General features: G+C 75.4%; 23 protein-coding genes and 1 pseudogene. 9 read left to right on the plus strand and 15 right to left on the minus strand.

Features of this window, described 5'->3' with window-relative positions; all coding sequences use genetic code 11:
• Positions 1–10 precede the first annotated feature (10 nt).
• The 4 genes from ACZ411_RS08260 to ACZ411_RS08275 are packed head-to-tail and all read right to left on the minus strand — an operon-like array spanning position 11 to position 1,879.
• Positions 11–586, minus strand: a complete 576-nt coding sequence (locus tag ACZ411_RS08260) for a response regulator transcription factor (RefSeq protein ID WP_464169815.1) — start codon at positions 584–586, stop codon at positions 11–13.
• Complete coding sequence (locus tag ACZ411_RS08265; protein WP_464169816.1) at positions 583–714, minus strand: hypothetical protein; 132 nt, start codon at positions 712–714, stop codon at positions 583–585. Before ACZ411_RS08265 ends, ACZ411_RS08260 begins: the two co-directional genes overlap by 4 nt.
• Positions 711–1,514, minus strand: a complete 804-nt coding sequence (locus ACZ411_RS08270) for a phosphatase PAP2 family protein (RefSeq protein WP_464169818.1) — start codon at positions 1,512–1,514, stop codon at positions 711–713. The genes ACZ411_RS08265 and ACZ411_RS08270 overlap by 4 nt, the downstream gene beginning before the upstream one ends.
• Complete coding sequence (locus ACZ411_RS08275; RefSeq protein WP_104290828.1) at positions 1,511–1,879, minus strand: hypothetical protein; 369 nt, start codon at positions 1,877–1,879, stop codon at positions 1,511–1,513. Before ACZ411_RS08275 ends, ACZ411_RS08270 begins: the two co-directional genes overlap by 4 nt.
• Positions 1,880–1,945: 66 nt before the next feature.
• On the opposite strand from ACZ411_RS08275, the gene ACZ411_RS08280 reads away from it, so the two are divergent.
• A complete protein-coding gene (locus tag ACZ411_RS08280; RefSeq protein ID WP_464169820.1) occupies positions 1,946–2,566 on the plus strand; it encodes a nucleotidyltransferase family protein in 621 nt (206 codons plus the stop codon).
• A gap of 5 nt (positions 2,567–2,571) precedes the next feature.
• Here ACZ411_RS08280 and ACZ411_RS08285 read toward each other — a convergent pair whose 3' ends face one another.
• The 3 genes from ACZ411_RS08285 to ACZ411_RS08295 form a co-directional block, all read right to left on the minus strand.
• Entirely contained in the window at positions 2,572–3,279 is a 708-nt protein-coding gene (locus tag ACZ411_RS08285) for a hypothetical protein (RefSeq protein ID WP_464169822.1), read from the minus strand.
• Positions 3,280–3,426: 147 nt separating this feature from the next.
• A complete protein-coding gene (locus ACZ411_RS08290) occupies positions 3,427–3,960 on the minus strand; it encodes an iron-sulfur cluster assembly scaffold protein (RefSeq protein ID WP_104290825.1) in 534 nt (177 codons plus the stop codon).
• Positions 3,957–5,768, minus strand: coding sequence for a gamma-glutamyltransferase family protein (locus tag ACZ411_RS08295; protein ID WP_464169824.1), 1,812 nt, complete (start codon positions 5,766–5,768; stop codon positions 3,957–3,959). Before ACZ411_RS08295 ends, ACZ411_RS08290 begins: the two co-directional genes overlap by 4 nt.
• A gap of 107 nt (positions 5,769–5,875) precedes the next feature.
• Between ACZ411_RS08295 and ACZ411_RS08300 the strand changes: the two genes are divergently transcribed.
• The 5 genes from ACZ411_RS08300 to ACZ411_RS08320 all read left to right on the plus strand — a co-directional run bounded on the left by ACZ411_RS08300 (position 5,876) and on the right by ACZ411_RS08320 (position 11,416).
• The gene (locus ACZ411_RS08300) at positions 5,876–7,315 is read left to right on the plus strand and encodes an MFS transporter (RefSeq protein ID WP_104290823.1); all 1,440 of its coding nucleotides are present in this window, start codon (positions 5,876–5,878) and stop codon (positions 7,313–7,315) included.
• Positions 7,316–7,404: 89 nt separating this feature from the next.
• Positions 7,405–8,436, plus strand: a complete 1,032-nt coding sequence (locus ACZ411_RS08305; RefSeq protein WP_094116114.1) for an LLM class flavin-dependent oxidoreductase — start codon at positions 7,405–7,407, stop codon at positions 8,434–8,436.
• A gap of 115 nt (positions 8,437–8,551) precedes the next feature.
• Positions 8,552–9,361 carry an SGNH/GDSL hydrolase family protein gene (locus ACZ411_RS08310; RefSeq protein WP_464169827.1) on the plus strand — a complete coding sequence of 270 codons (810 nt, stop codon included), beginning with the start codon at positions 8,552–8,554 and terminating at the stop codon, positions 9,359–9,361.
• On the plus strand, positions 9,358–10,077 hold the full coding sequence (locus ACZ411_RS08315; RefSeq protein ID WP_464169829.1) for an NAD(P)H-hydrate epimerase: 720 nt from the start codon (positions 9,358–9,360) through the stop codon (positions 10,075–10,077). The genes ACZ411_RS08310 and ACZ411_RS08315 overlap by 4 nt, the downstream gene beginning before the upstream one ends.
• A gap of 43 nt (positions 10,078–10,120) precedes the next feature.
• The gene (locus ACZ411_RS08320) at positions 10,121–11,416 is read left to right on the plus strand and encodes a hypothetical protein (protein ID WP_464169831.1); all 1,296 of its coding nucleotides are present in this window, start codon (positions 10,121–10,123) and stop codon (positions 11,414–11,416) included.
• Here the strand turns inward: ACZ411_RS08320 and ACZ411_RS08325 are convergent.
• The 7 genes and pseudogenes from ACZ411_RS08325 to ACZ411_RS08355 all read right to left on the minus strand — a co-directional run bounded on the left by ACZ411_RS08325 (position 11,406) and on the right by ACZ411_RS08355 (position 18,559).
• Positions 11,406–11,960: a hypothetical protein gene (locus ACZ411_RS08325; protein ID WP_464169833.1), complete on the minus strand. Its 555-nt coding sequence runs from the start codon at positions 11,958–11,960 to the stop codon at positions 11,406–11,408. The genes ACZ411_RS08320 and ACZ411_RS08325 overlap by 11 nt on opposite strands.
• Positions 11,957–12,544, minus strand: a complete 588-nt coding sequence (locus ACZ411_RS08330; RefSeq protein ID WP_464169835.1) for a hypothetical protein — start codon at positions 12,542–12,544, stop codon at positions 11,957–11,959. The genes ACZ411_RS08325 and ACZ411_RS08330 overlap by 4 nt, the downstream gene beginning before the upstream one ends.
• Before the next feature lie 5 nt (positions 12,545–12,549).
• Positions 12,550–13,278 (minus strand): hypothetical protein, encoded by a 729-nt coding sequence (locus ACZ411_RS08335; protein ID WP_464169837.1) that lies wholly within the window; start codon positions 13,276–13,278, stop codon positions 12,550–12,552.
• 168 nt (positions 13,279–13,446) lie between these two features.
• Positions 13,447–14,475, minus strand: coding sequence for an NADPH:quinone reductase (locus tag ACZ411_RS08340; RefSeq protein WP_464169838.1), 1,029 nt, complete (start codon positions 14,473–14,475; stop codon positions 13,447–13,449).
• A 41-nt stretch (positions 14,476–14,516) separates the two neighbouring features.
• Positions 14,517–16,076: an amidohydrolase gene (locus ACZ411_RS08345; protein ID WP_464169840.1), complete on the minus strand. Its 1,560-nt coding sequence runs from the start codon at positions 16,074–16,076 to the stop codon at positions 14,517–14,519.
• Positions 16,073–16,755 (minus strand): annotated as a pseudogene (locus ACZ411_RS08350) (FMN-binding negative transcriptional regulator). The gene ACZ411_RS08345 and the pseudogene ACZ411_RS08350 overlap by 4 nt, the downstream one beginning before the upstream one ends.
• A gap of 88 nt (positions 16,756–16,843) precedes the next feature.
• Complete coding sequence (locus ACZ411_RS08355; RefSeq protein ID WP_464169842.1) at positions 16,844–18,559, minus strand: AMP-binding protein; 1,716 nt, start codon at positions 18,557–18,559, stop codon at positions 16,844–16,846.
• Positions 18,560–18,683: 124 nt separating this feature from the next.
• Here ACZ411_RS08355 and ACZ411_RS08360 point away from each other — a divergent pair, with 124 nt between their 5' ends.
• Positions 18,684–19,520, plus strand: a complete 837-nt coding sequence (locus tag ACZ411_RS08360) for an alpha/beta fold hydrolase (protein ID WP_094116123.1) — start codon at positions 18,684–18,686, stop codon at positions 19,518–19,520.
• 35 nt (positions 19,521–19,555) lie between these two features.
• Here the strand turns inward: ACZ411_RS08360 and ACZ411_RS08365 are convergent, their stop codons facing one another.
• A complete protein-coding gene (locus tag ACZ411_RS08365) occupies positions 19,556–19,903 on the minus strand; it encodes a LysR family transcriptional regulator (RefSeq protein ID WP_094116124.1) in 348 nt (115 codons plus the stop codon).
• A gap of 174 nt (positions 19,904–20,077) precedes the next feature.
• On the opposite strand from ACZ411_RS08365, the gene ACZ411_RS08370 reads away from it, so the two are divergent.
• Positions 20,078–20,719: a (deoxy)nucleoside triphosphate pyrophosphohydrolase gene (locus ACZ411_RS08370; RefSeq protein ID WP_464169845.1), complete on the plus strand. Its 642-nt coding sequence runs from the start codon at positions 20,078–20,080 to the stop codon at positions 20,717–20,719.
• Between the two features lie 33 nt (positions 20,720–20,752).
• Positions 20,753–21,412 (plus strand): VOC family protein, encoded by a 660-nt coding sequence (locus ACZ411_RS08375; RefSeq protein WP_464169847.1) that lies wholly within the window; start codon positions 20,753–20,755, stop codon positions 21,410–21,412.
• The last annotated feature ends 103 nt before the right edge of the window (positions 21,413–21,515 follow it).

Below are 21,515 nucleotides of genomic sequence, written 5' to 3' on the forward strand. Positions count from 1 at the left end.
TCGGCCGGCGTCAGGAGCTGAGCAGGCGGTTCTCGTAGGCGTGCACCACGATCTGCGCGCGGCTGCGGAGCTCGAGCTTGCCGAGGATGCTGCTGATGTGGGTCTTCACGGTGGTCTCGCTCACGAAGGCGGCCGCGGCGATCTCGCTGTTGCGGAGCCCCTTGGCCGCGAGCAGGAACACCTCCCGCTCCCGCGGCGACAGCGCGGCGAGCGCGCGCTCGGGCCGCTCGGTCGCGGAGGCGCGGGCGTGCTCCGCCACGAGGTCGACGAGCGGCGTGGGCGCCGCGTCGCCCGCGTGCACCGCACGGACGGTCTCCAGGAGGGTCTCGGGCGTCGCGTCCTTCGTGATGAACGCGCTCGCCCCGTGGCGCATCGACTGGAACAGCGCCTCGCGCTGCTGGAACGTGGTGAGGATCACGACCTTGGGCCGCGATCCCGGCTCGCCCTCGACCGCGTCCGAGTCGTCCCGCGTGATCCGGTGGGTCGCCTCGATCCCGCTCATCACCGGCATGCGGATGTCGTAGATGAACAGCCGTTGGTCGTCGACGACGACGATGCGGATGCGACGGGGCGCGGTGGCGGTCATGACGCGTCCTCCGCGGCGTCGGCGGGGCTGGTGCCGGGCGCGGTGCCGGCGGCCCCGGCCGCGTGCCGGTCCCCGGCCACCGGGTCGGCCACGTCGGCGCGGATCCGAGGTCCGGCGCCGGAGGTCATCCCAAGGGACGAGCCCGGCGGTCGCCGTCACGCTCCCGCGACTCCAGCAGCCGGAGCCGCACGCGGTGCGCCAGCACGACGAGGGCGAGCCAGGCGACGGCGAGGAGCCAGCCCGCGACGACGTCGGTGAGCCAGTGGTGGCCGAGGTAGACGCGGCTGAGGCTCACGGAGGCGGCGAAGGCGACGGCGATCCCGTAGGTCAGCACGCGGGTGGAGCGCTCCGTCTGCCGGAGCACCAGCAGGTAGGCGACGATGCCGGCGACGACGCTGGCGTTCAGCGTGTGGCCGGACGGGAACGACGGCGACGTCTCGTACGGCGGCACGGCATCGGTGCGCGGCGGGCGGTCGCGCCCGAAGAGCTCCTTGCCGACCTCCGTCATCAGCAGGGATCCGGCTCCCGCGACGAGGCCCAGCACGATCGGCACCCACTGTCGGCGACGGATCGCGAGCGCGACGATCACCGCGAGGCCCACGATCGGCACGGCGTAGACGCCGGCCGCCTCGGTGAACACGGTCATCGCGGTGTCGAGCCACGGGGAGCGGACGTCCATGGCGAGGCGCAGCACGGGCTCGTCGAGGAGGGCGACGCTGTCGTCGTCGGTGACGGCCACGTACAGGCCCGCGAAGAGGCTGGACGCGACGGCCATCACGAGCAGCCCGAGGGCGAGGACGGCCGCGAAGGTGCCCGACGGCCCGACCCGCCGCGCGACGCCGGTCGCCGCGCCGACGACGCGGCCCGGCGGCCGGTCGCGACCGCGACGGGCCGGCAGGCGGCCGCCCGAGGGTCCGAGCCGGGTCACCCGTGGACGAGCGCGGAGGACGGCACGCGGTCGCGCTGGCGGACCGCGGCCGAGATGAGGCCCACGACGCCCGCGATGACGCCCACGACGAAGGTCGCGATGCCGCCGAGGATCCCCATGAGGACGATCCCGAACGTCCCGGCGCCGTCGTCGATCGAGGCGACGCCCGTCTGCGCGCTCCAGGTGGCGAGGATCGCGAGCCCGAGGGCGAGGACCAGCGCGACCACCGTGCAGCCGACGAGGTACCAGCCCCAGCCGGCGCCGCGCGCACGGGCCACGGCGAGGACGACGGCGACGAGGATCGCGAGCACGGGCACGCCGAGCGACAGGGTGAGGGCGAGGGCGGACGCGGTGTCGGGATCCATGCGTCGAGCGTAGGCCGCGCGGCTGAGGACGGCGAGGGACGGACGGACGGCTCCTAGCATGGGCGGATGGCGGGATCAGGGGGCGCGGACGACGACGACCGCGCCGCCCGCATCGCTGGGGTCGTCCTGGCCGCGGGTGCGGGCACCCGCTTCGGCGGCCCGAAGGCGCTCGCCGCCCGTCCCGACGGCACGCCCTGGCTCGCGACCGCGATCCGCGCGCTCGCCGACGCGGGCTGCTCCCCGGTGCTCGTGGTGCTCGGCGCCGCCGCCGACGAGGCCGCTGACCTGCTCCGCACGCTCCCCGAGGCGGTCGAGGCGGTCGTCGTCCGCGCCGACGACTGGGCCGACGGGATGTCCGCCTCCCTGCGCACGGCGCTCCGGGCCGCCGCCGCCCTCGATCCGACGCCCGTCGCGCTCGCGGTCGTCCCGGTGGACGTCCCCGACCTCGACGCGGCCACCGTCCGCCGCGTCATCGGCGTGGCACCCGTCGACCCGGGCACGCTCCGCCAGGCCGTCTTCGGCGGCCGTCCCGGGCACCCCGCGCTGCTCGGCCGCGCCCACTGGGACCCGCTCGCCGCGCACGTGGGCGGCGACTCCGGCGCACGCGCCTACCTCGCCGCCCACGACGCGCGGCCCGTGGAGGCGGCCGACCTCAGCTCGGGTGAGGACGTCGATCGGCACTCCTGAGACCGTCAGGAGTTCGACTCGGAGTGCCCCCCTGCGCCGTCGACGACCAGGTCGAGGTACGGATACGAGCTCGCGATGCCGCTGACGGCGTTCGCGAAGCAGCGCAGGCGGGCCTTCGCGGGACCCGTCGCCGCCCCGTAGCGGTCCTTCACGATGTCGAACTCCTGGAGGGCGCATGAGCCCCCGTAGGCCTGGATGTCCCAGTCGGCGATCTCGTCGATGCCGGACGCTCCCGCCGACCGGTGGTACGACGCGCGGAACTGCAACGTGAGCGTCGGCGTGTCGCTGATCACGAGGCAGTACGCCGTCACCCCGGCGCCGGTGTACCGGGAGCAGGCCTGGACGTCGTCGGGGTGGACGGCGCCGGCGCCGGGTGTCTCGACCGCCGTCGCGATGAAGGAGCCGTCGGCGAAGCGGGAGACGTGGTGGTCGAGCCCGTCGCGGCGGATGGTGTCGATCGAGGACGGCGCGACGCCGGTCGCGGCATCGACGATGCGTCCGCTCTCGAGCGCATGGAGGAGCCCCGGACGCAGCGCCTCGGGCACATCGAAGTCCGCGAGACGTCGGGCGATGCGCGCGTGGTCGATCGCGGAGCGCCCGACGGACGCGGAGTCGGGATGACCCGGAGGAGCGGCGGACGCCGGAGCCGCGGACGCGCAGAGCGCGAGCGTGGCGATGGACAGGATGGACAGGGTCGTGCGCGGGATCCGCATGCTTCCTCCGTACTGGTCGACCCTGACCTCCGCGGCTCGTACGAGGATCCTCATGCTTTCGCGACCAGGGCGCAGAGGATCGCCCACAGGCTCGCTCCTGGGAAGGGCGACGGGTCACGACGGGCCCGCGTCTCAACGCCACGGGCCTCAGCTCCCCAGCGCCTCCTCCAGCGCGTGCCAGGCGAGCAGCGCGCACGTGCCGCGCAGCGGGTAGCGGCCCGAGTCCGCCAGCGCGAGGGCGTCGCCGAGCCGGTCCTCGGCGCCGGGCCGGAGCTCGTGGGCACGGATCAGGGCGCGCAGCTCGACGACGAGCGCCGCCGCCTCCGCGGCCGTGCGCCCCTCGACCAGCTCCGCGAGCATCGACGCGGACGCCTGGGAGACGGTGCAGCCGCGGCCGTGCCAGCGGACGGCGATGCGGTCGGCGGCGTCGACCACGCCGTCCACGCCGTCGTGCGGGTGCGCCGGATCCGCCGCGAGCACCCGCAGGTCCACCACGTCCCCGCACGTCGCGTTCCGCTGCTCGGACGCGCCGAGCACGACGCCCGTCGACGGGATCCCCGCGCCCGGCTCGGCGACGAGCCGCCCCGGCGCCGACTCCGCCCGCAGCGCCGCGTCGCTGCCGACGCGGCGCCGCGCATGGTCGGCGATGAGCGCCGAGGCGACCTGCCGGTCGAGCGTCACCGCCCGACCGCATACCCCTGCGCCCCGCGCGGGTTGGCGGCAGCCCCGAGGAGTCCTGTGGCCGGATCGCGCGTGACGGCGGACAGCCGGCCGAGCGTCCAGTCCCCGACCACCTCGACCTCGTGCCCGCGGGCGCGGAGCTCGGCGATCACGTCCTCGCCCACCCGGCCCTCGACGACCAGGCCGCCGGGCGTCCACGTGCGCGGCCAGAACGATCCCGGCACGCTCGTCGTGTGGAACGTCGGCGCGTCCACGGCCGCCTGCGGGGAGAAGCCGCCGACGATCGTCCGCAGCAGGTACGGCAGCTGCCACTGGTCCTGCTGGTCGCCGCCGGGCGAGCCGAGCGCCTCCACCGGCTCGCCGTCGCGCGTGAGGAGCGTGGGCGTCAGCGTGGTCCGCGGGCGGCGTCCCGGCACGAGCGACGAGGGTCCGCCGGGCTCGAGCCACGTCATCTGCAGGCGCGTGCCGAGGCAGAACCCGAGCGACGGGATGAACGGCGACGACTGCAGCCATCCGCCGGAGGGCGTGGCGGAGATCATGTTGCCCCAGCGGTCGACGATGTCGAGGTGGCAGGTGTCGCCGCGGGTCTCGCCGGTGCGCGAGATCGTGGGCTCGCCCGTGCCGCCCGCGGAGACGGGCGCGTCGCCCTCCACCAGGAGCGGCGGCAGGAACGGCTCCACGCCCGCGACGCGCCCCGGACGCAGCTCGTGCGACGCCGTCTCCGCGATGAGCGCCCTCCGCTCGTCCGCGTACCCGGCCGACAGCAGCACGTCGAGCGGCGCGCCGCCCGGCACGGCGTCGCCGTAGTAGGCCTCCCGGTCGGCGAGCGCGAGCTTCTGGGCCTCGATGATGCGGTGGATCCCCGCGGCCGTCGCCGGGTCGATCTCCTCGTCCGCGAACCCGTCGAGGATCCGCAGCGCCTGCAGCAGCGCGGGACCCTGCCCCCAGGCGTCCGTCTTCCAGACGCGCACCCCGCGGAACTCCACGGACACGGGGTCCTCCCACGACGCGCGCGAGGAGGCGAGGTCGTCGGCCGTGAGGAGGCCGGCGTGGTCGGTGCCGGTGGAGTGCCGGTGCGGCTCGCGGATGCTCGCCACCATCTCCTCCGCGACGAAGCCCTCGGCCCAGACGGCGCGGGCGGCGCGGATGCGGTCCGCGCGCCCGCCGTCGGGTCCCGCGGCGGTCGACGACTCGGCGAGGATCCGCTCCATCGCGGCCGCCCACGCGGGGTTCCGCACCAGCGTGCCCGCCGCGGGCGCCTCGCCCTCCGGCATCCAGAAGTCCGCGGACGCCGCCCAGTGGTCGCGGAACAGGTCGGCCACACCGGCGATGGTGCGTCGCACGCTCTCCAGCACCGGGTGCCCGTCGCGGGCGTACCCGATGGCGAAGGCCCAGACGTCGGCGAGCTCCCACGTGCCGTGGTCCTCGAGGAGCAGGAGCCACGCGTCGACCGCGGCGGGCACGGCCGCGGCGAGCGGCCCGGCCCCGGGGACGCGGTCGAGGCCCTCGGCGCGGAAGCGCTCGGGCGTGGCGGCGGCGGGCGCGGACCCCTGGCCCATGAGCAGCCGCGGCGCGTCCTGGCCGGCGACGTGCACGACGGCGGTCATGTCGCCGCCCGGGCCGTTGAGGTGCGGCTCGACGACGTGGAGCACGAAGGCCGCGGCGACCGCGGCGTCGAAGGCGTTGCCGCCGCGCTCGAGCACGGCCTGGCCGGTGCCGGACGCCAGCCAGTGGGTCGAGGCGCTCATGCCGAAGGTGCCGCGGAGCGTGGGTCGGGTCGTGAAGGCGTCGGGAGCGCGGAACGTCACAGGGGGTCCTTCCGGGTGGGATCCCCTCCAGTCGACCACACCGATTCCGCTCCGCGCGGGAATGCACCCGGCCGCGCGCGGCGTTGACCGGACGACCCGGGAGGCCCATGACTGACACCACTGGCGTCGGATTCCGATCCGAGCGCGGCCCGATCCTCATCGCCCTGATGATGACGACGGGCCTCGTGGCCATCGACGCGACCATCCTCGCCACGGCGGTGCCGTCGATCGTGGACGACCTCGGGGGCTTCGCCTCGTTCCCGTGGCTGTTCTCGATCTACCTGCTCGCGCAGGCCGTCTCGGTGCCCCTCTACGCGAAGCTCAGCGACACGGTGGGCCGGAAGCCGATCATCCTCATCGGCATCGGCCTGTTCCTGCTCGGCTCCGTCCTGTGCGGCCTCGCCTGGAGCATGCCCGCGCTCATCGCCTTCCGTGCCGTGCAGGGACTCGGCGCGGGCGCGGTGCAGCCGATGGCCATCACGATCGCGGGCGACATCTACACCGTGGCCGAGCGCGCGAGGACGCAGGGGTACCTGGCGAGCGTGTGGGCGGTCTCGAGCGTCGTCGGGCCGACCCTCGGCGGCGTGTTCTCCGAGTTCACGAGCTGGCGCTGGATCTTCCTCGTCAACGTGCCGCTGTGCCTCGTGGCCGGCTGGATGATCGTCCGCCGCTTCCACGAGTCCATCGAGCGCACGCGGCACCGCGTCGACTACGCCGGGGCGGCGCTGCTCACGGTCGGCCTCAGCCTGCTGATCCTCGCCGTGCTGGAGGGCGGGCAGGCGTGGGCGTGGGACTCCGCGCCGAGCATCGGCGCGTTCGCGGTCGGCGGGGTGCTCCTCGTCGCGTTCCTCCTGGTGGAGCGGCGGGCTGCCGAGCCCGTGCTCCCGCTCTGGGTCTTCTCCAGGCGCCTGCTGCTCACCACGACGCTCGTGTCCCTCGGGGTCGGCGCGATCCTCATCGGCCTCACCTCGTACGTGCCCACCTACCTGGAGGGCTCGCTCGGGGTGACGCCGCTCGTCTCGGGCCTCACGCTCGCGGCGCTCACCATCGGCTGGCCGATCTCCGCCTCCCTCTCCGGCCGCCTGTACCTCCGCATCGGGTTCCGCCGCACCGTGCTCATCGGCATGGCGCTCACGATCGCGGGCACCGGGTCCATCGCCCTGCTCGCGGGCACGCCGACCCTGGCGGGCATCGCGGCGGGCTGCTTCGTCGTGGGCCTGGGGCTCGGCCTCGTCGCGACGCCGAGCCTCATCGGCGCGCAGTCGAGCGTGGGCTGGGGCGAGCGCGGCGTCGTCACGGGCGCGAACCTGTTCGCGCGCTCCATCGGCAGCGCGGTCGGCGTCGCCGTGTTCGGGGCCATCGCGAACGCGATCTTCGCCGCGTCGTCCGGCGGGCAGCGCGACCCGGACACCGTGATCTCCGCGTCGGGCGCGGTCTTCCTCGCGGTCGGCGTCTGCGCGCTCGCGACCGTCGTCGCGGGCCTGCTGATGCCGGAGTCGCGCGTCGAGGACACCGAGATCGCGCGCCCGGCGCCCGTGGTCGACTGAGGGAGAGCCCGCGATTCGCGGGAATGCCGACCGCACGCCTAGGGTTGACCCAGATGCATACGTTCGCATAGACATGGAAGCAGGGCAGCATGGCGCAGGAGATCGAGCTCGGACTGGACACGTTCGGGGACGTCACGGTCGGACCCGACGGACGCGAGCTCCCGTACGCGGAGGTGATCCGCAACGTCGTCGCCGAGGGCGTGCTGGCCGACCAGGTCGGCGTGGACTTCATCGGCCTCGGCGAGCACCACCGCGACGACTACGCGATCTCCGCCCCCGAGGTGGCCCTCGCCGCCATCGCGGCCAGGACCGAGCGCATCCGGCTCGGATCCGCCGTCACCGTCCTCAGCTCCGACGACCCCGTGCGGGTCTTCCAGCGCTTCGCGACGCTCGACGCCGTGTCCGACGGGCGCGCCGAGGTCATCCTGGGGCGCGGCTCCTTCACCGAGTCCTTCCCGCTGTTCGGCTACGAGCTGAGCGACTACGAGCGCCTCTTCGAGGAGAAGCTCGGCCTGTTCGCCGAGCTCGTGAAGGAGTCGCCCGTCACCTGGAGCGGGAGCACCCGCGCGCCCCTCACCGACCACGGCGTCTACCCCAAGACCGCGAGCGGGCACCTGAAGACCTGGATCGGCGTCGGCGGCAGCCCCGAGTCCGTCGTGCGCGCCGCACGCCACGGCATGCCGCTCATGCTCGCCATCATCGGCGGCGAGCCGCACCGGTTCGCCCCGTACGCCGACCTCTTCGCCCGCGCGCTCGACCAGCTCGAGCAGCCGCGCCTGCCCGTCGGGATCCACTCCCCCGGCTACGTCGGCGAGACCGACGCCGAGGCGCGCGAGGCGTTCTTCCCCGACTACCAGGTCATGCACGCGCGCATCGGCAAGGACCGCGGCTGGCCGCCGCTGGCCCGCGCGTCCTACGAGCAGGAGATCGAGCACGGCTCGCTGTACGTCGGATCCGCCGAGACGGTCGCGCGCAAGATCGCCGCGACGCTGACGGCCGTCGGGGCCACGCGCTTCGACCTCAAGTACAGCGCCGGCCCGTTCTCGCACGAGCGGATGATGGGCGGGATCGAGCGCTACGGCACCGTCGTGGCGCCCATGGTGCGCGACATCCTGTCCTGATCCGTCGAGCCGCCCAGGGGTCGTCTGCGCGTCCGCGATGCAGGCGACCCGGTGCGCGGGATATCCTGCGATCGTCCCCGGACCGGGGGCATCGCGAGGGATGGGACGGGTGGCGATGACCGGCGCTCCGCCTCCCGCCCGACCCGGCCCCGACGACGCCGGGCGCGACGCCGAGCCGCGGGCGCTCGCCGCCGAGTCCCGGGCCCTCTCCGCCGGGCCGCTCGCCTCGCTCCGGTCGGCCACCGTCGGGCGGCTGCAGTACCGCATCCTGTACCGGGAGATGCGCCGCGCGACCTTCCCGCGCGACTCCCCCACCGGCTCGCAGCCCGGACCCGACCCCTACGGCCTGGCCGTGGTCGGGGAGGGCACGGCGGTGGGCTACCAGACCGTGTCGCACGACCTCGGCGTCGCCGGGCAGGTGGCGCACAAGCTCGCGGTGCGCACCGGCCGCGGCGTCTTCTGGTCCGTCCAGGCCTTCCCCGACTTCACCGTGCGCTCGTGGCGGGCCGGCATCGACGCGTTCCCCGCCTGGGCGAGCACCGACATCGCGGTCCTCGCGCTCGGCATCGGCGACGCCATCCGGTTCACGCCCACGCCCCTCTGGGAGTCGCTGCTGGAGGCCTGCATCGTCGAGGTGCGGAGCCGGATGCCCGTGGGGGGCCGGGTGCTGGTCATCGAGGTGCCGCCGCTCGAGATCTCCCCGGTGACTCCCCCGCCCATCGCCGGCGCCGTCGGGCGCCACGCGGACGCGCTCAACCGCACCACGCGGCGCGTCGTCGCCCGCCACGAACGGGTCGACAGCGTCCCGTTCCCCTCCTGGCGCATCCCCGACTTCATGGCCCCGAACCCCGAGGACACCCTCTACGGGCGCGTCTACCGAGCGTGGGCCGACCTCGTCGTCGACCGCATCGCGCCCGCGTCGTGACCGGCCCCGCGACCGTGCCCGACCCGGCCTCGCCGGACCTCCGGGACGGGTGGACCGCGGACGCCATCCGCGCCGCCGAGGCCCCGCTCCTCGCGGCCGGCGCGCAGCTCATGCGCGTCGCCGCCGCCGGCCTCGCGCGCCACTGCCGCGGGCTCGCCCCGACCGGATCGGTGCTGGTTCTCGTCGGCGCGGGGAACAACGGCGGCGACGCGCTCCTGGCCGCCGCGGAGCTCGCCCGCGACGGCCGCGAGGTGCGCGTCATCCGCACGGCGTCGCGCGTCCACGAGGCCGGTGCCGCCCGGGCGACCGCTGCCGGGATCGCCCTCACGCCGTCCGAGGAGCTCGACGACGCCGGCATCCGGGACCTCGGGCGCCGCGTGTCGCTCGTCGTCGACGGGATCCTCGGCATCGGCACCACCGCGAGCACCGCCCTCCGCGGCGAGGCTCGGCGCGTCGTCGGCGCGCTCCTCCCCGTCGTCCGGTCCGCCGACGGCCCCCGGGTGATCGCGTGCGACATCCCGAGCGGCACGGGCTGCGATGACGGGGCGGTGCCGGATCCGATCGTGCTGCCCGCCGACGTCACCGTCACCTTCGGCGCGGGCAAGGCCGGGCTCCTGCGCGAGCCCGCGCGCGGCCTCGCGGGGCGCGTGGTGCTGGTCGACGTGGGGCTCGACGTCGCCCGCCTCGGTCCGCCGTCCGTCACCGCCGGCGCCTGACGGCATCTACCCAGGTAGGGGAACCGCTCGCTACCCTGAGCCCGTGTCCACCGTCCTGACCCGCACGCTGCGCCTCGTCGCCGCGCGCTGGCCGGCGCTCCTCGCCTGGTACCTCGCGGGCTGGCTCGGGCACTACCTGCTCATCCAGCTCGCCGCGGAGCTCGGCGCCCGGAGCGCGCTGGCGGGGCTCCTGGTGCTCCCGCTCGCGATCCTCGCGCGGCTCGGCGCCTTCATCGCGATGTTCCTGGTGCTGCGAGACGAGCTGCCGGCGTTCGCGGGCGCCGCCGCCGCCGGCCGGGACGCCGTGGACCGCGGCCCGCTGCTGCGGCGCGGGCAGCGCGCCGCCGATCTCCTGCTCGTGAGCATCCTCCCGTTCTTCGCGTTCTACGCCTCCTGGAAGCTGCTGGCCGACGACACCGTCCAGTACGCCACGACGGCGCTGCGCCGCATCGACTACTTCCAGGACCTGCCCGTGGGCGGCCGCGTCCTCGACGTCGCCCTCGACGCGCGCACCGTCGCGGTCGTCGGGCTCGCCTTCGCCGGGCGGTTCCTGCTGAAGCGCTACGCGGAGCGCCTGCCGCGCTGGACGGCCCTCGTCGCGGTGTACCTCGAGTCGGTCTGGGTCTACCTGACGCTGTTCCTCCTCACGCAGTACCAGGAGCGGGCGCGGGAGTGGATCGACACGCGCGCCGCGAGCGCGTGGGCCGCCGACGTGCGCGCGGGGCTCACCGGGTACCTGGAGCCGCTCGCCGTGCTGTGGGACGGCATCGGGTGGGTGCTGGGCCAGGTGGGCGACGTGGTCCTCCTCCCGATCGCGTGGCTGACGCTCGCGGGCGTCGTCTACGGGCGCGCGCTCGCGCAGGCGGCGGCGCGGCGGCGCGCGGCGGACCCGAGCCGGGCCCTGGACCGCGGCTACCTGCGCGTGGCCGACCGCGTGCGGGCGCTCCCGGGCGGCGTCCGCCGCCGGGCGGCCGAGGTGGGCGAGGACCTCCTCAGCCGCTGGCGCCCGCTGGTCGACGCGGTGCGCCTGATCTGGCGCGCGGGCGTCCTGTCCATGGGCGTCTTCGTGCTCGCGTACGCCGTCGTGGAGGCGGGATCGTCGTGGCTGCTGTTCGGCGCCGTCCGGGCCATCGGGCCGCACGACCTGGTGACGTGGTGGATGAACGTCGACGACCTGCTGGGGTTCGGCGTCGACGTGGTGCTGGAGCCGCTGCGCATCTGCCTGATCGCGGCGGCGTACGACCTGTGCCTCCGCCGCCTCGAGGAGCGGCGCACGGCGGCGGGTGAGCCGTCCGCCGCGGCCCGGGAGTCCGAGGACCCCCGGCCGGTCACAGCGTGACGCGGAGGTAGCGCGGCAGCTGGTCGACGGTCTGCACCGCGAGCCGGAGGTCGGCGTCCTCGCCCGCGTCGACCGGCACGAGGAACCCCACGGCGGCCTCGTACCGGCCGAGCCGCGTGGAGTCGCAGCCCGTCGTCGTGGGGTCGTCGAAGTCGAGGTCGAGGTAGCTGGAGGACGCGGGCTCCCAGGTGCGGGCCGAGCGGTCGCCGTCCGCCTCGTCCAGCATCAGGGTGCACCCCTCCGACGCCCAGTCCACGATCGCGTGCGGGATGACGGTCATGTGGACGACGACGAGGTCGGTGCCCGCCGGGAGCTCCCGTTCGACGCCCGGGTCGCTCGACCAGCGGATCCGGTCGGCGCCGTCCACGCGCCACGTGGTGGTCCCGAAGTCCGTGTCCGCGCCGACCGCCACGTCGACGGGCTCCACCGGCCGGCCCTCGCGGAACCCGCCCCACTCGTTCTGGAACACGATGCCGACGGTGAGGGGCGCGAGCACCAGGGTCGCGACGAGGGCGACGCGGTTCCTCCGCCACCAGCCCGTCATCGCCGGCCCTCGACGGGCTCGTCCGTGGTCACGGCGTCCGCGACGGACAGGCGGGACAGGTCGACGGGGATCACGAGGAGCGAGTCGGTCCGCGCGTCGTCGGTCGCCGCGAGCCGCACGACCGCTCCCGCGGCGCCCGCTGCCGGCACGGCATCGCGCGGCACCTCGAACATGAGCGGCCCGTGCACCGGGATGCCGACGGACAGCGGGCGGTCGGCGATCGTCGCGAGGCCCGGCCGGGCGGAGGCGCTGTACACGTCCTCCCCCAGCACGAGCTCCGCGGTGCGGAGGCCCGCCGCGTACTCCGTCACGACGGCCTCCACGGACACGTCGACCACGACCCACGCGCCGGTCGTCTCCCCCACCCAGCCGTTCGACGCGGTCACGCTGCGGGCCGCGCGGACGTCCTCGACGGTCACGGCGACGTTGCGGCCCCGCACCTCCTCGCCGATGCGGCCGTGCACCTCGATGGGCGCCTGCCACTCGGACTCCGTGGGCGCCGTCCGCAGGATGAGGGACGCCGTCGCGATCACCGCGGCCAGCGCGGCCGCCGTGCCGATCCGGCGGAGGGCCTCCCGGCGCACGGGCGTCACCCGTCAGCCCCCGCGCCGACGTCCTCGAACGGGACGGTGGCCCGCGCCTGCACGAACGGCTCCTCGAAGCGCTCGCCGTAGGTCACGAACCCCTCGGCGCGGTAGGTCTTGTCGTACACGTCGACCGGCAGGTCGGCTCCCGCCTCGGCCTGCACGGCGTCGCCGTCGACCTCCCAGACGAACGCGAGCTCCATGGGCACATGCGGCTGCAGCTCGGGGCGGGACGTGCCGTCGGCGAGGAGCAGGACGGCCACCGGATCCGTGTCCTCGTCGACGCCCGCGATGCCGACAGGGCGCAGGTTGTCGGCGGCGCCGGTGCCCGCCGTCGTCGGGACGGGGCCGTCCCACACGTCCTCCACCGTCGCGATCACGGCGAGGAGCCGCCGCCCGTCCTCCGGCTCGAGGCCCGCCTCCGGCAGGGCGTCGATGAGCCGGGCGCGCTCCACGGCGATCCGGAGCTGGGCGCCCGTCACCGCGTCCCCGGCGCCGAGCGTCGGCAGCGCCTCCACGGGCGCGTCCTCGAGGCCGCCGAACGCGGCGGAGGCCGCGAGCACCACGAGGGTGGAGCCCGTCACGAGCCAGCGGGTCGGCACCCGGTCGGACAGCCGGGCGGCCCGTGCGCGCCACTCGGCGGGATATCGCGGGGCTCGGCGACGGCCGGCACGGCGGCCGGCGGCGCGGAGGGGTGCCGCCGGCTCCGTAGTCGGCGTGTCGCGTTCGGTCACGCCGTCAGGCTAGTGTCCGGCCGCCGGGACGGCCAGGTCCGGGCGGCAGGGCCATGCCGTGCGGAGCGGCACGTGCAGGTCCACGGCGTGCGGGTCCACGGCGTGCGGGGCGATGGCGTGCAGGGCGGGACCTGCGGGATCCGGGCGACGCCCGGACCCCGCGGGGCGTCAGGCCGGCGCCACGTCGATGAGCACCTTGCCGGTCACGCCGTCCTCGACCGCCTGGTGCGCGTCGGCGGTCCGCTCCAACGGGAAGCGGTGCAGCGGCAGGCCCGCCTCCTCGCCGACGGGCAGGGCGCCGTCGATGAGCGCGAGGTGGATGTCGGCGCGGGCGGCGTCCAGCGCCTCCTGGCCGACCGTGTACAGCAGCAGGAACTGGTACCGCAGGTTCTTCACGAAGCTGTCGACCACGGGGAGCGTGACCGTGTCGCCGCCGTTGTTCGCGTACACCGCGATGGAGGCGCGGTTCCGGGCGACGCGCTGGTTGAGCCCGGCGTTCTGCGCCGGGGCGACCTCCACGACGAGGTCGACGCCGTCGGGCGCGATCTCGAGGATCGCCGCCGCCGCGTCGGTCGCGCGGTAGTCGACGACGTGCTGGGCGCCGGCGGCCGTGGCGAGGGCGCCCTTCTCCGGGGAGCTGACCGTGGTGATCACGGTGGCGCCGGCCCAGCGCGCGAGCTGGATGGCGGCGTGGCCGACCGCGCCCGCGCCGCCCGCGACGAGGACATGCCTGCCGGCGAGGGCGCCCGGTGCGAGGCGCGACGGGCCGTCCTCGGCGACGGTGAGCGCGCGGTGGGCGGTGACGGCGGGGACGCCGAGGCTGGCGCCGAGGTCGAAGGACAGGCCGTCGGGCAGGGGCGCGACGCGGTCCACCGGGAGCACCGTGCTCTCCTGCGCGGTGCCGGTGGGGCGGCCGTGCGCGGCCAGCATGATCCAGACGCGGTCGCCCACGGCGAGGTCGGTCACGTCGGGGCCGACGGCGTCGATGACGCCCGCGCCGTCCTGGTTGGGGACGACCTCGGGGAACGGGAGCTCCTGGCCGGGCGACCCGCCGTCGCGGGACTTCCAGTCGGTGGGGTTCACGCCGGACACGACGACGCGGACGCGCACCTCGCCGGGGCCGGGTGCTGCCTCGTCGCGGTCGACGGGCTGCAGGACGTCGGGGGCACCGGTGCGGGTGTAGGTGATCGCTCTCATGCCACCATCCAACGCCCGGCGCCCGTGAGGTGTTCCTGCCCTCAGCCGCCGAGCGTGTCGTGGGTGAGCCGGCCGCCGAGGAGGGTCGCCGACACGCGCATGGCGCGGAGGTCGTCCGCGGTGGTCGACGGCGCGAGCGGATCCGCCTCCACGACCGCGATGTCGGCCCGCTCCCCGGGCGCCACGCGCGTGCGGACGGACGCGTCGAGCGCCGCGGCGCGGTCGATGGCCTGCTCCGGGTGCCACGGCGCCCGGCCGTCGCGCGACCGGCCGACGGCGGCGGACATGGTGGCCCACGGATCCAGCGGCGCGACGGGGGCGTCGGAGCCGAGCACGAGGCGGGTGCCCGCGGCGCGCAGGTCGGCCAGGGGGAACGCGCGGCCCGTGCGGCCGGCCCAGTAGACGTCGGCGACGTCGCGGTCGTCCATGGCGTGCTCCGGCTGCACGCTCGCGACCACCCCGAGCGCCGCGAAGCGCGCCACGTCCTCGCGGGTGAGGAGCTGCGCGTGCTCGATGGAGCCCGCGAGCCCGTCGGCGTCGCGGTGCGCGCCGTGCAGCGCCTCGTCGAGGTGCGCGAAGGCGTCGAGGGCGAGCCGGTTCGCGTGGTCGCCGATGGCGTGAATCGCCGGCCGCAGCCCCTGGCGCGCGGCCCTCAGCATGATCCCCCGCAACTCGTCCGGCGGTACCGACAGGGTGCCGCACGCGCCGCCGTGGGCCGCGCCGCCCTGGCCGTCGAGGTCGGGGTACGGGTCGAAGCAGTACGCGGTGCGGGTGTTGAGCGACCCGTCGGTGACGACCTTCGCGGGGCCGACGCGCACGAGGCCCCCGGTGCCCGGGAGGAGGTCGCCCGTGCGGAGCCCCTCGTCGCGGGCGCGGTCGAGGTGCTGCGGCCAGACGCCGTACTCGACGCGGAGCGCGTCGTGGCCGAGGGCGGCGAGGCGGCGCCAGCGGTCCTGGTTCTCGTCGATCTCGAGGTCGACCACGCCGACGACGCCGCGGCGGGCGGCGTCGCGCGCGACCTGCACGGCGCGTGCGTCGAGCGACGACGCGTCGCCCTCCTCCACGCGGTACATGAAGTCGAAGCAGTCGTCCTCCCGCAGGAGGCCCGTGGGGTGGTCGCCGTAGCCGTGGGGCGCGAGCGCCGCGGAGCTCGCCCAGCAGCAGTGCAGGTCGCCGCTGACGAGGAGCACGGGGGTGTCGCCCGCGACGGCGTCGAGGAGCCCCTTCGTGGGGAGGTCGGGCCAGAGCCCGTCGCGGAAGCCGTAGCCGACGAGCGCCTCGGGGGCGCCCGCGGTCGTGACCGCGCCGGACGCCGCGTCGCGGGCGGCCAGCGCATCGCGGACGAGCGCGACGGCCTCCGCGGCGGAGGCGACGCGGGACAGGTCGAGCCGGCGCGACACCTTCGTCCACTGGGTGAAGTGCACGTGGCCGTCCCACAGGCCCGGGATCACGAAGCGGCCGTCGAGGGCGCGGGTCTCCACGCCCGCGGCGTCGGCGGATCCGGCGGGGACCACCGCGGCGATCGCCCCGTCGCGCACGAGCACGTCGACGGGCGCGTCGGATCCGGGCAGGCGTCCGCCCGCGAGGAGCAGCGCGGTCACTCCGCGGCCCCGGGGGCGCCGGTCGCGTGGGTCGCGCCGTCGGCGCGGGCGGCCGCGCGCCGCATCTCCGCGGCGAGCGCCGGGTTCGGGTACTCCGCGCCGTGCTCCAGCTCGTGGAGGACGCGCTCGACGACGTGGGCGGGCTTGTTCTGGCTGAGCTTCGCCTTCGCCACGACGCGCGTGGCCACGAGGCGGAGGCCCACGGTGCCGGCGCTGATGCGGGCGGCGTACGCGGCGTCCGGCGCCGTCCCCCGATCCGGCGCGGCTCGGGCATGCGGTCCTCGAAGTGGTCGACGAGCGCGCCGAGCACGCGCAGGTTCTCGTCCGCGGAGAGGATCTCGACGCGGCAGGTGAGGTGCGCGCTGATGTGGTTCCAGGTGGGGACGGCCGGGTCGGCGTCGTACCAGCCGGGCGACACGTAGCCGTGCGGGCCCTGGACGATGACCAGCACCTCGGCGTCGGCTCCCGAGCGCTCGCCGAGCTCGTGGATCCGCTCGTCGGGTCGGCCCACGTGGGTGAGCAGCGTGAGGTCGTCGCGCGCGGGATCCAGCAGCACCGGGTAGTGCGACGCGACGAGGCCGGCGCCCGTGCCGCTGACGATCGTGGCCCACGGGTTCTCGGCGACGAGGCGGCGGATCTCGGCCACGTCCTCGAGCGCGAACGACGGGTTCTCCCTCACCGGGCGGCCCGCCGCGGCTCGAGGGCGGACGAGGGAGCGAGGCGCATGACGGGATGCTACCGGCCGCCGGCGCGGCGGGAGACCGCCCTCACCGCGCGCGGAGGCCCTCGAACCCGTCGTCGCGCCACTCGCCCGGGAGATGCTCCCCCGCCTCGGCCGCCCGCACCTCGCGCTGCCGCAGCTCGACGCGGCGGATCTTCCCCGACGCGGTCTTCGGCAGCTCGCCGAACTCGATGCGGCGCACCCGCATGAACGCGGGGCAGCGCTCCCGCGCGTGCCGCAGCACGGCGAGCGCCGTCTCCGCGTCCGGCTCCCAGCCCGCCGCGAGGTGCACGTACGCCTTCACGACGTTCAGCCGCACCGGGTCGGGGGCGCCGACGACCGCGGCCTCCGCGACCGCGGGGTGCTCGATGAGCACGCTCTCGACCTCGAAGGGCGACACCTTGTAGTCGGAGGACTTGAAGACGTCGTCGGTGCGGCCGATGAAGGTGATCGAGCCGTCCGCGTCGCGCCGGGCCACGTCGCCCGTGTGGAAGTACCCGCCCCGCATGGCCTCGCTGGTGCGGGCGTCGTCGCCCAGGTACCCGGCCATGAGGTTCACGGGCCGGGTCGCGAGGTCGAGGCAGGTCTCGCCCTCGTCGGCGGGCTCGCCCGTGACGGGGTCCACGAGGACGAGGTCGACGCCCGGGAGCGCGGTGCCCATGGAGCCCGGCACGACGGGGTCGCCGGGCGCGTTCGCCACGATGGCGGTGGTCTCGGTCTGGCCGTAGCCGTCGCGGATCACGAGCCCCCACCACTCCTCGATGCGCGCGATGACCTCCGGGTTCAGCGGCTCGCCCGCGGACACGATCTCCCGGAGCCTCCCCGGCCGCTCGCGGATCCCGGCCTGGATGAGCATGCGCCACACCGTCGGCGGGGCGCAGAACGTGGTGACCTCGGCGCGGTCGAGCTGCTCGACGAGCGCGTGGGCGTCGAACCGCGCGTAGTCGTGCACGAAGACGGTGGCCTCGGCGATCCACGGCGCGAAGAAGCAGCTCCAGGCGTGCTTCCCCCAGCCCGGCGAGCTGATGGCGAGGTGCACGTCGCCGGGCTGGAGGCCCAGCCAGTAGGCGGTCGTGAGGTGGCCGACCGGGTACGAGACGTGCGTGTGGACGACCATCTTCGGCCTGCTCGTGGTGCCGGAGGTGAAGTAGACGAGCGCGGGATCCGTGGACGCGACCTCGACGCCCACCCGGTCGGCGGGCGCGCCGTCGGCGTCGCGGTAGTCGACCCAGCCGCGGGGCGCGGGGGCCGCGTCCGTCGCGCCGATCGCGATGCGCGCGTAGCCGCCGGGCACGTCGTCGAACACGGCCGTGTGCGCGAGGTCGGCGATGACCTGGCGGACGCCGGCGCGCTCGACCCGGTCGGCGAGGTCCGCGGCGCCGAGCACGGTGGAGGTGGGCAGGATCACGGCGCCCGCCTTCATGATCGCGAGCATCGTCTCCCAGAGCTCCACCCGGTTCCCGAGCATGAGCATGACGTGGTCGCCCCTCCGCACGCCCTGCGCGACGAGCCAGGTCGCGACCCGGTCGGATCTCGTCGCCATCTCGTCGAAGGTGAGGCTGCGCTCGGATCCGTCGCCCGCGACCACGCGCAGCGCCACCCGGTCGTTCCCGCGGGCGATCCGGTCGAACCAGTCGACGGCCCAGTTGAAGGCGTCGCCCACGTCCGGCCAGCGGAAGCGCTCGGCCGCGGATGTCCGGTCGGTGCGCATCTCCTGCAGGAGGTCACGGGCGGCGCGGTAGGAGGAGTCGGCTTCGGGCATGGGTACATCCTGCTGCCCGCGCCTCCCGGCCGGGCGCCGGGGATCCGGGGACCGCACCGATCGGCGCCGGGCTCCGAAGCGAACAGGAAGTGCACGAACTCATCACTGAGGGAAGGACCGCCGCATGACCGAGATCACCGCCCACCACGGGCTCCTGAAGGACACGCACCTGCACGTCGACGACACCGGGGGCACGGGCCGCCCCGTCGTGCTCATCCACGGCTGGCCGCTCTCCGGCGAGTCCTGGAAGAAGCAGGTCCCCGCGTTCGAGGCCGCCGGCTTCCGCGTCATCACCTACGACCGCCGCGGCTTCGGGCGCAGCGACAAGCCGCTCACGGGCTACGACTACGACACGTTCGCCTCCGACCTCGACGCGCTCCTCGACCAGCTCGACCTGGTCGACGTCACCCTCGTCGGCTTCTCGATGGGCGGCGGCGAGATCGCCCGCTACATCGGGACGCACGGGGAGGCGCGCCTGCACAGCGTGGTGTTCGCCTCCGCCGTGCCGCCGTACCTGATGCAGGGCGACGACAACCCGGACGGTCCGCTCACGAAGGACGCGGCGGCCGAGATGACCGCGGGTCTCACGAAGGACGAGGACTCCTTCTACGACGGGTTCACCACCGCGTTCTTCTCCGCGGACGGCGTGGTGAAGGTCACCGAGGAGGAGCGCCAGGAGGCCATCGCGCTCGCGCACCAGTCGAGGAAGCACGCGGCGCTCGCGTCGATGGCCGCGTTCGCGACCACGGACTTCCGCGACGACCTGACGAAGGTCACCGTCCCGACCCTCGTCATCCACGGGGACGGCGACGGCACCGTCCCCTTCGAGGGCTCCGGCGCACGCACGCACGCCGCCATCGCCGGGTCCGAGCTGCACGTCATCGCGGGCGCCCCCCACGGCGTCACGGTGAGCCACCCCGAGGAGTGGAACCGCGTCGTGCTGGAGTTCCTCGCGAGGTAGGACGCACCACCCGCAGGGGCGCTGATCCGGTCGGGTCAGCGCCCCTGCGTGCGCTTGTAGGGCTTCGGCTGCCCCTTGACGACCGGCGCGCGGCCCTGGCCCTTGGACGCCTTCGCCTTCCCGCCGGCGGGCGGCTTCGGCGCCTCGGGCGGGGTCGACGGCTTCGCGAGCTCCTCGAGCGCCTCCTCGTAGGCGAGGCGGCCGGTCTTCGTCAGCCGCGTCTCGGTGGCCTGCGGGTCGAAGACGGCCTTGCCGTAGTGCTCCTCGACGGCCCGGATGGAGGATGCGAGCTTCGCGCGCGAGATGCCGAGCTGATCCGCGGCCTTCGGCAGGTGCAGCACCTCGGCCGCGACCACGAAGTGACGCTGGTGGCTGATCTTCACGCGTGGTGCCTCTCGTCGCGGCGGATGCCGGAGGTCCCACGGTACAGGCCGGGCGCGGCCGGTCCCGGCGGCGGCCGTCCGCGCCTGGGCGCGCCCGGGCGCACCCACGCGACGCGGGGGCCCGATGCGCCCGGTAGCGTCGAGGCCGGGACGGATCCGACGAGGGGGCACGGCGTGGCGGGACTCGAGGTCGTGGCGGCGGTGATGATCCGCGACGGGCGCGCGCTCGCCTGCCGTCGGGCGCCGCACAAGCCGGGTGCGGGGACGTGGGAGTTCCCGGGCGGCAAGGTCGAGGCCGGCGAGCGGCCCGAGGCGGCGCTCGCGCGGGAGATCCGCGAGGAGCTCGGGATCGACGTGGCCGTCGGCGCCCTCGTCGACCGCTCCGAGGTGCCCGTGGGCGACCGCGTCGTCGACCTCGCCTGCTACCGGGTGGAGCCGCTCGGTCCGCCGCCCACCGCGAGCACCGACCACGACGAGCTGCGCTGGGTGCCGCTCGCGGACCTCGGCGACCTCAGCTGGTCGGCACCCGACCTGCCCGCCGTGCGGAGCCTGGTGCTCGCCGCCCGGCACCCGGACGCCGACCGGCTGATCGACCCGGCCGCCCCGCGACCGGCCCCGGATGCCGAGCACGACCGGCACGCCGGGCGCCTGCGGGTGCTGTCCGCGGACGCCGCGGCTGCGCTCGCCGCGCTCCGGGCCGGGGTCCGCGCCGCCGGGGACGCGGGCCTCGACGCGCACCGGATCGCGGCCGCCGCCGGCCTCGCGCTGCGGGACGTCGAGGACCTGCTCGGCGGAGGGACCGCCGACCCGGCTTGACCTCCAGGGCACTCGAGGTGCTGGGATCGCCGCATGCGCATCCACCACGTGACCCTGCCCGCCCGCGACACCGCCGAGGTCGCCGACGCCTACTCCGCGCTCGGCTTCCCGACCCGCACGTCCTCCGAGGGGGTCGAGGTCGAGATCGGCGCGACGCGGCTGTCGTTCACCGCCGGTCCGGCGTACGGCGGCGCCCACCACCTCGCCGTCACGATCCCGACGGGCACCCTCCGGGCGGCGCGCGAGTGGCTCGGCGAGCGCGCGGACGTGAGCGCCGTCGACGGACGGGACGAGTTCGCGGGACCGGGCACCTGGGACTCCCGATCCGTGTACTTCCGGGGGCCCGACGAGCAGGTGCTCGAGCTCATCGAGCGGCGCGCGATCCCCGCCGGCGACCGGCCGGACGCGCCGTTCCGGGCCGCCGAGGTCGTGGGCGTCAGCGAGGTGGGCGTCGTGGTCGACGACGTGGACGCGGCCGTCCGCGCGCTGGGGGACGCGGGCCTGCACGCCTACGGGGACTTCGCCGCCCCGGGCTTCGCGGCCGTGGGCGACGTGCACGGCCTCGTGATCCTGGTGGCGCCCGACCGCGCCTGGGTCCCCGAGGGGGTCCAGGTCGCCGCCGCGACGCCCGTGGTGGTCGACGCCGGCCTCGGACGGGAGGTCGTGCTCGCGCCGGGCGCGCGGATCCGCTGACGGCGTCGACGCTCGACGCCACCGATGGGCGACGCACGACGGCGTTGACGCTCCGAGGCAGCGCGACGTAGTGTAGGTACACCGTGTACGTACTCATCGACGA

This window comes from Clavibacter sp. AC415, from assembly GCF_979252985.1.

Bases quoted from the DNA above. Each gene is read 5' to 3' on its own strand.
- ACZ411_RS08260 (WP_464169815.1), bottom strand. From the start codon at position 586: ATGACCGCCACCGCGCCCCGTCGCATCCGCATCGTCGTCGTCGACGAC.
- ACZ411_RS08265 (WP_464169816.1), bottom strand. From the start codon at position 714: ATGACCTCCGGCGCCGGACCTCGGATCCGCGCCGACGTGGCCGACCCG.
- ACZ411_RS08275 (WP_104290828.1), bottom strand. From the start codon at position 1,879: ATGGATCCCGACACCGCGTCCGCCCTCGCCCTCACCCTGTCGCTCGGC.
- ACZ411_RS08280 (WP_464169820.1), top strand. From the start codon at position 1,946: ATGGCGGGATCAGGGGGCGCGGACGACGACGACCGCGCCGCCCGCATC.
- ACZ411_RS08285 (WP_464169822.1), bottom strand. From the start codon at position 3,279: ATGCGGATCCCGCGCACGACCCTGTCCATCCTGTCCATCGCCACGCTC.
- ACZ411_RS08300 (WP_104290823.1), top strand. From the start codon at position 5,876: ATGACTGACACCACTGGCGTCGGATTCCGATCCGAGCGCGGCCCGATC.
- ACZ411_RS08305 (WP_094116114.1), top strand. From the start codon at position 7,405: ATGGCGCAGGAGATCGAGCTCGGACTGGACACGTTCGGGGACGTCACG.
- ACZ411_RS08310 (WP_464169827.1), top strand. From the start codon at position 8,552: ATGACCGGCGCTCCGCCTCCCGCCCGACCCGGCCCCGACGACGCCGGG.
- ACZ411_RS08325 (WP_464169833.1), bottom strand. From the start codon at position 11,960: ATGACGGGCTGGTGGCGGAGGAACCGCGTCGCCCTCGTCGCGACCCTG.
- ACZ411_RS08340 (WP_464169838.1), bottom strand. From the start codon at position 14,475: ATGAGAGCGATCACCTACACCCGCACCGGTGCCCCCGACGTCCTGCAG.
- ACZ411_RS08355 (WP_464169842.1), bottom strand. From the start codon at position 18,559: ATGCCCGAAGCCGACTCCTCCTACCGCGCCGCCCGTGACCTCCTGCAG.
- ACZ411_RS08360 (WP_094116123.1), top strand. From the start codon at position 18,684: ATGACCGAGATCACCGCCCACCACGGGCTCCTGAAGGACACGCACCTG.
- ACZ411_RS08375 (WP_464169847.1), top strand. From the start codon at position 20,753: ATGCGCATCCACCACGTGACCCTGCCCGCCCGCGACACCGCCGAGGTC.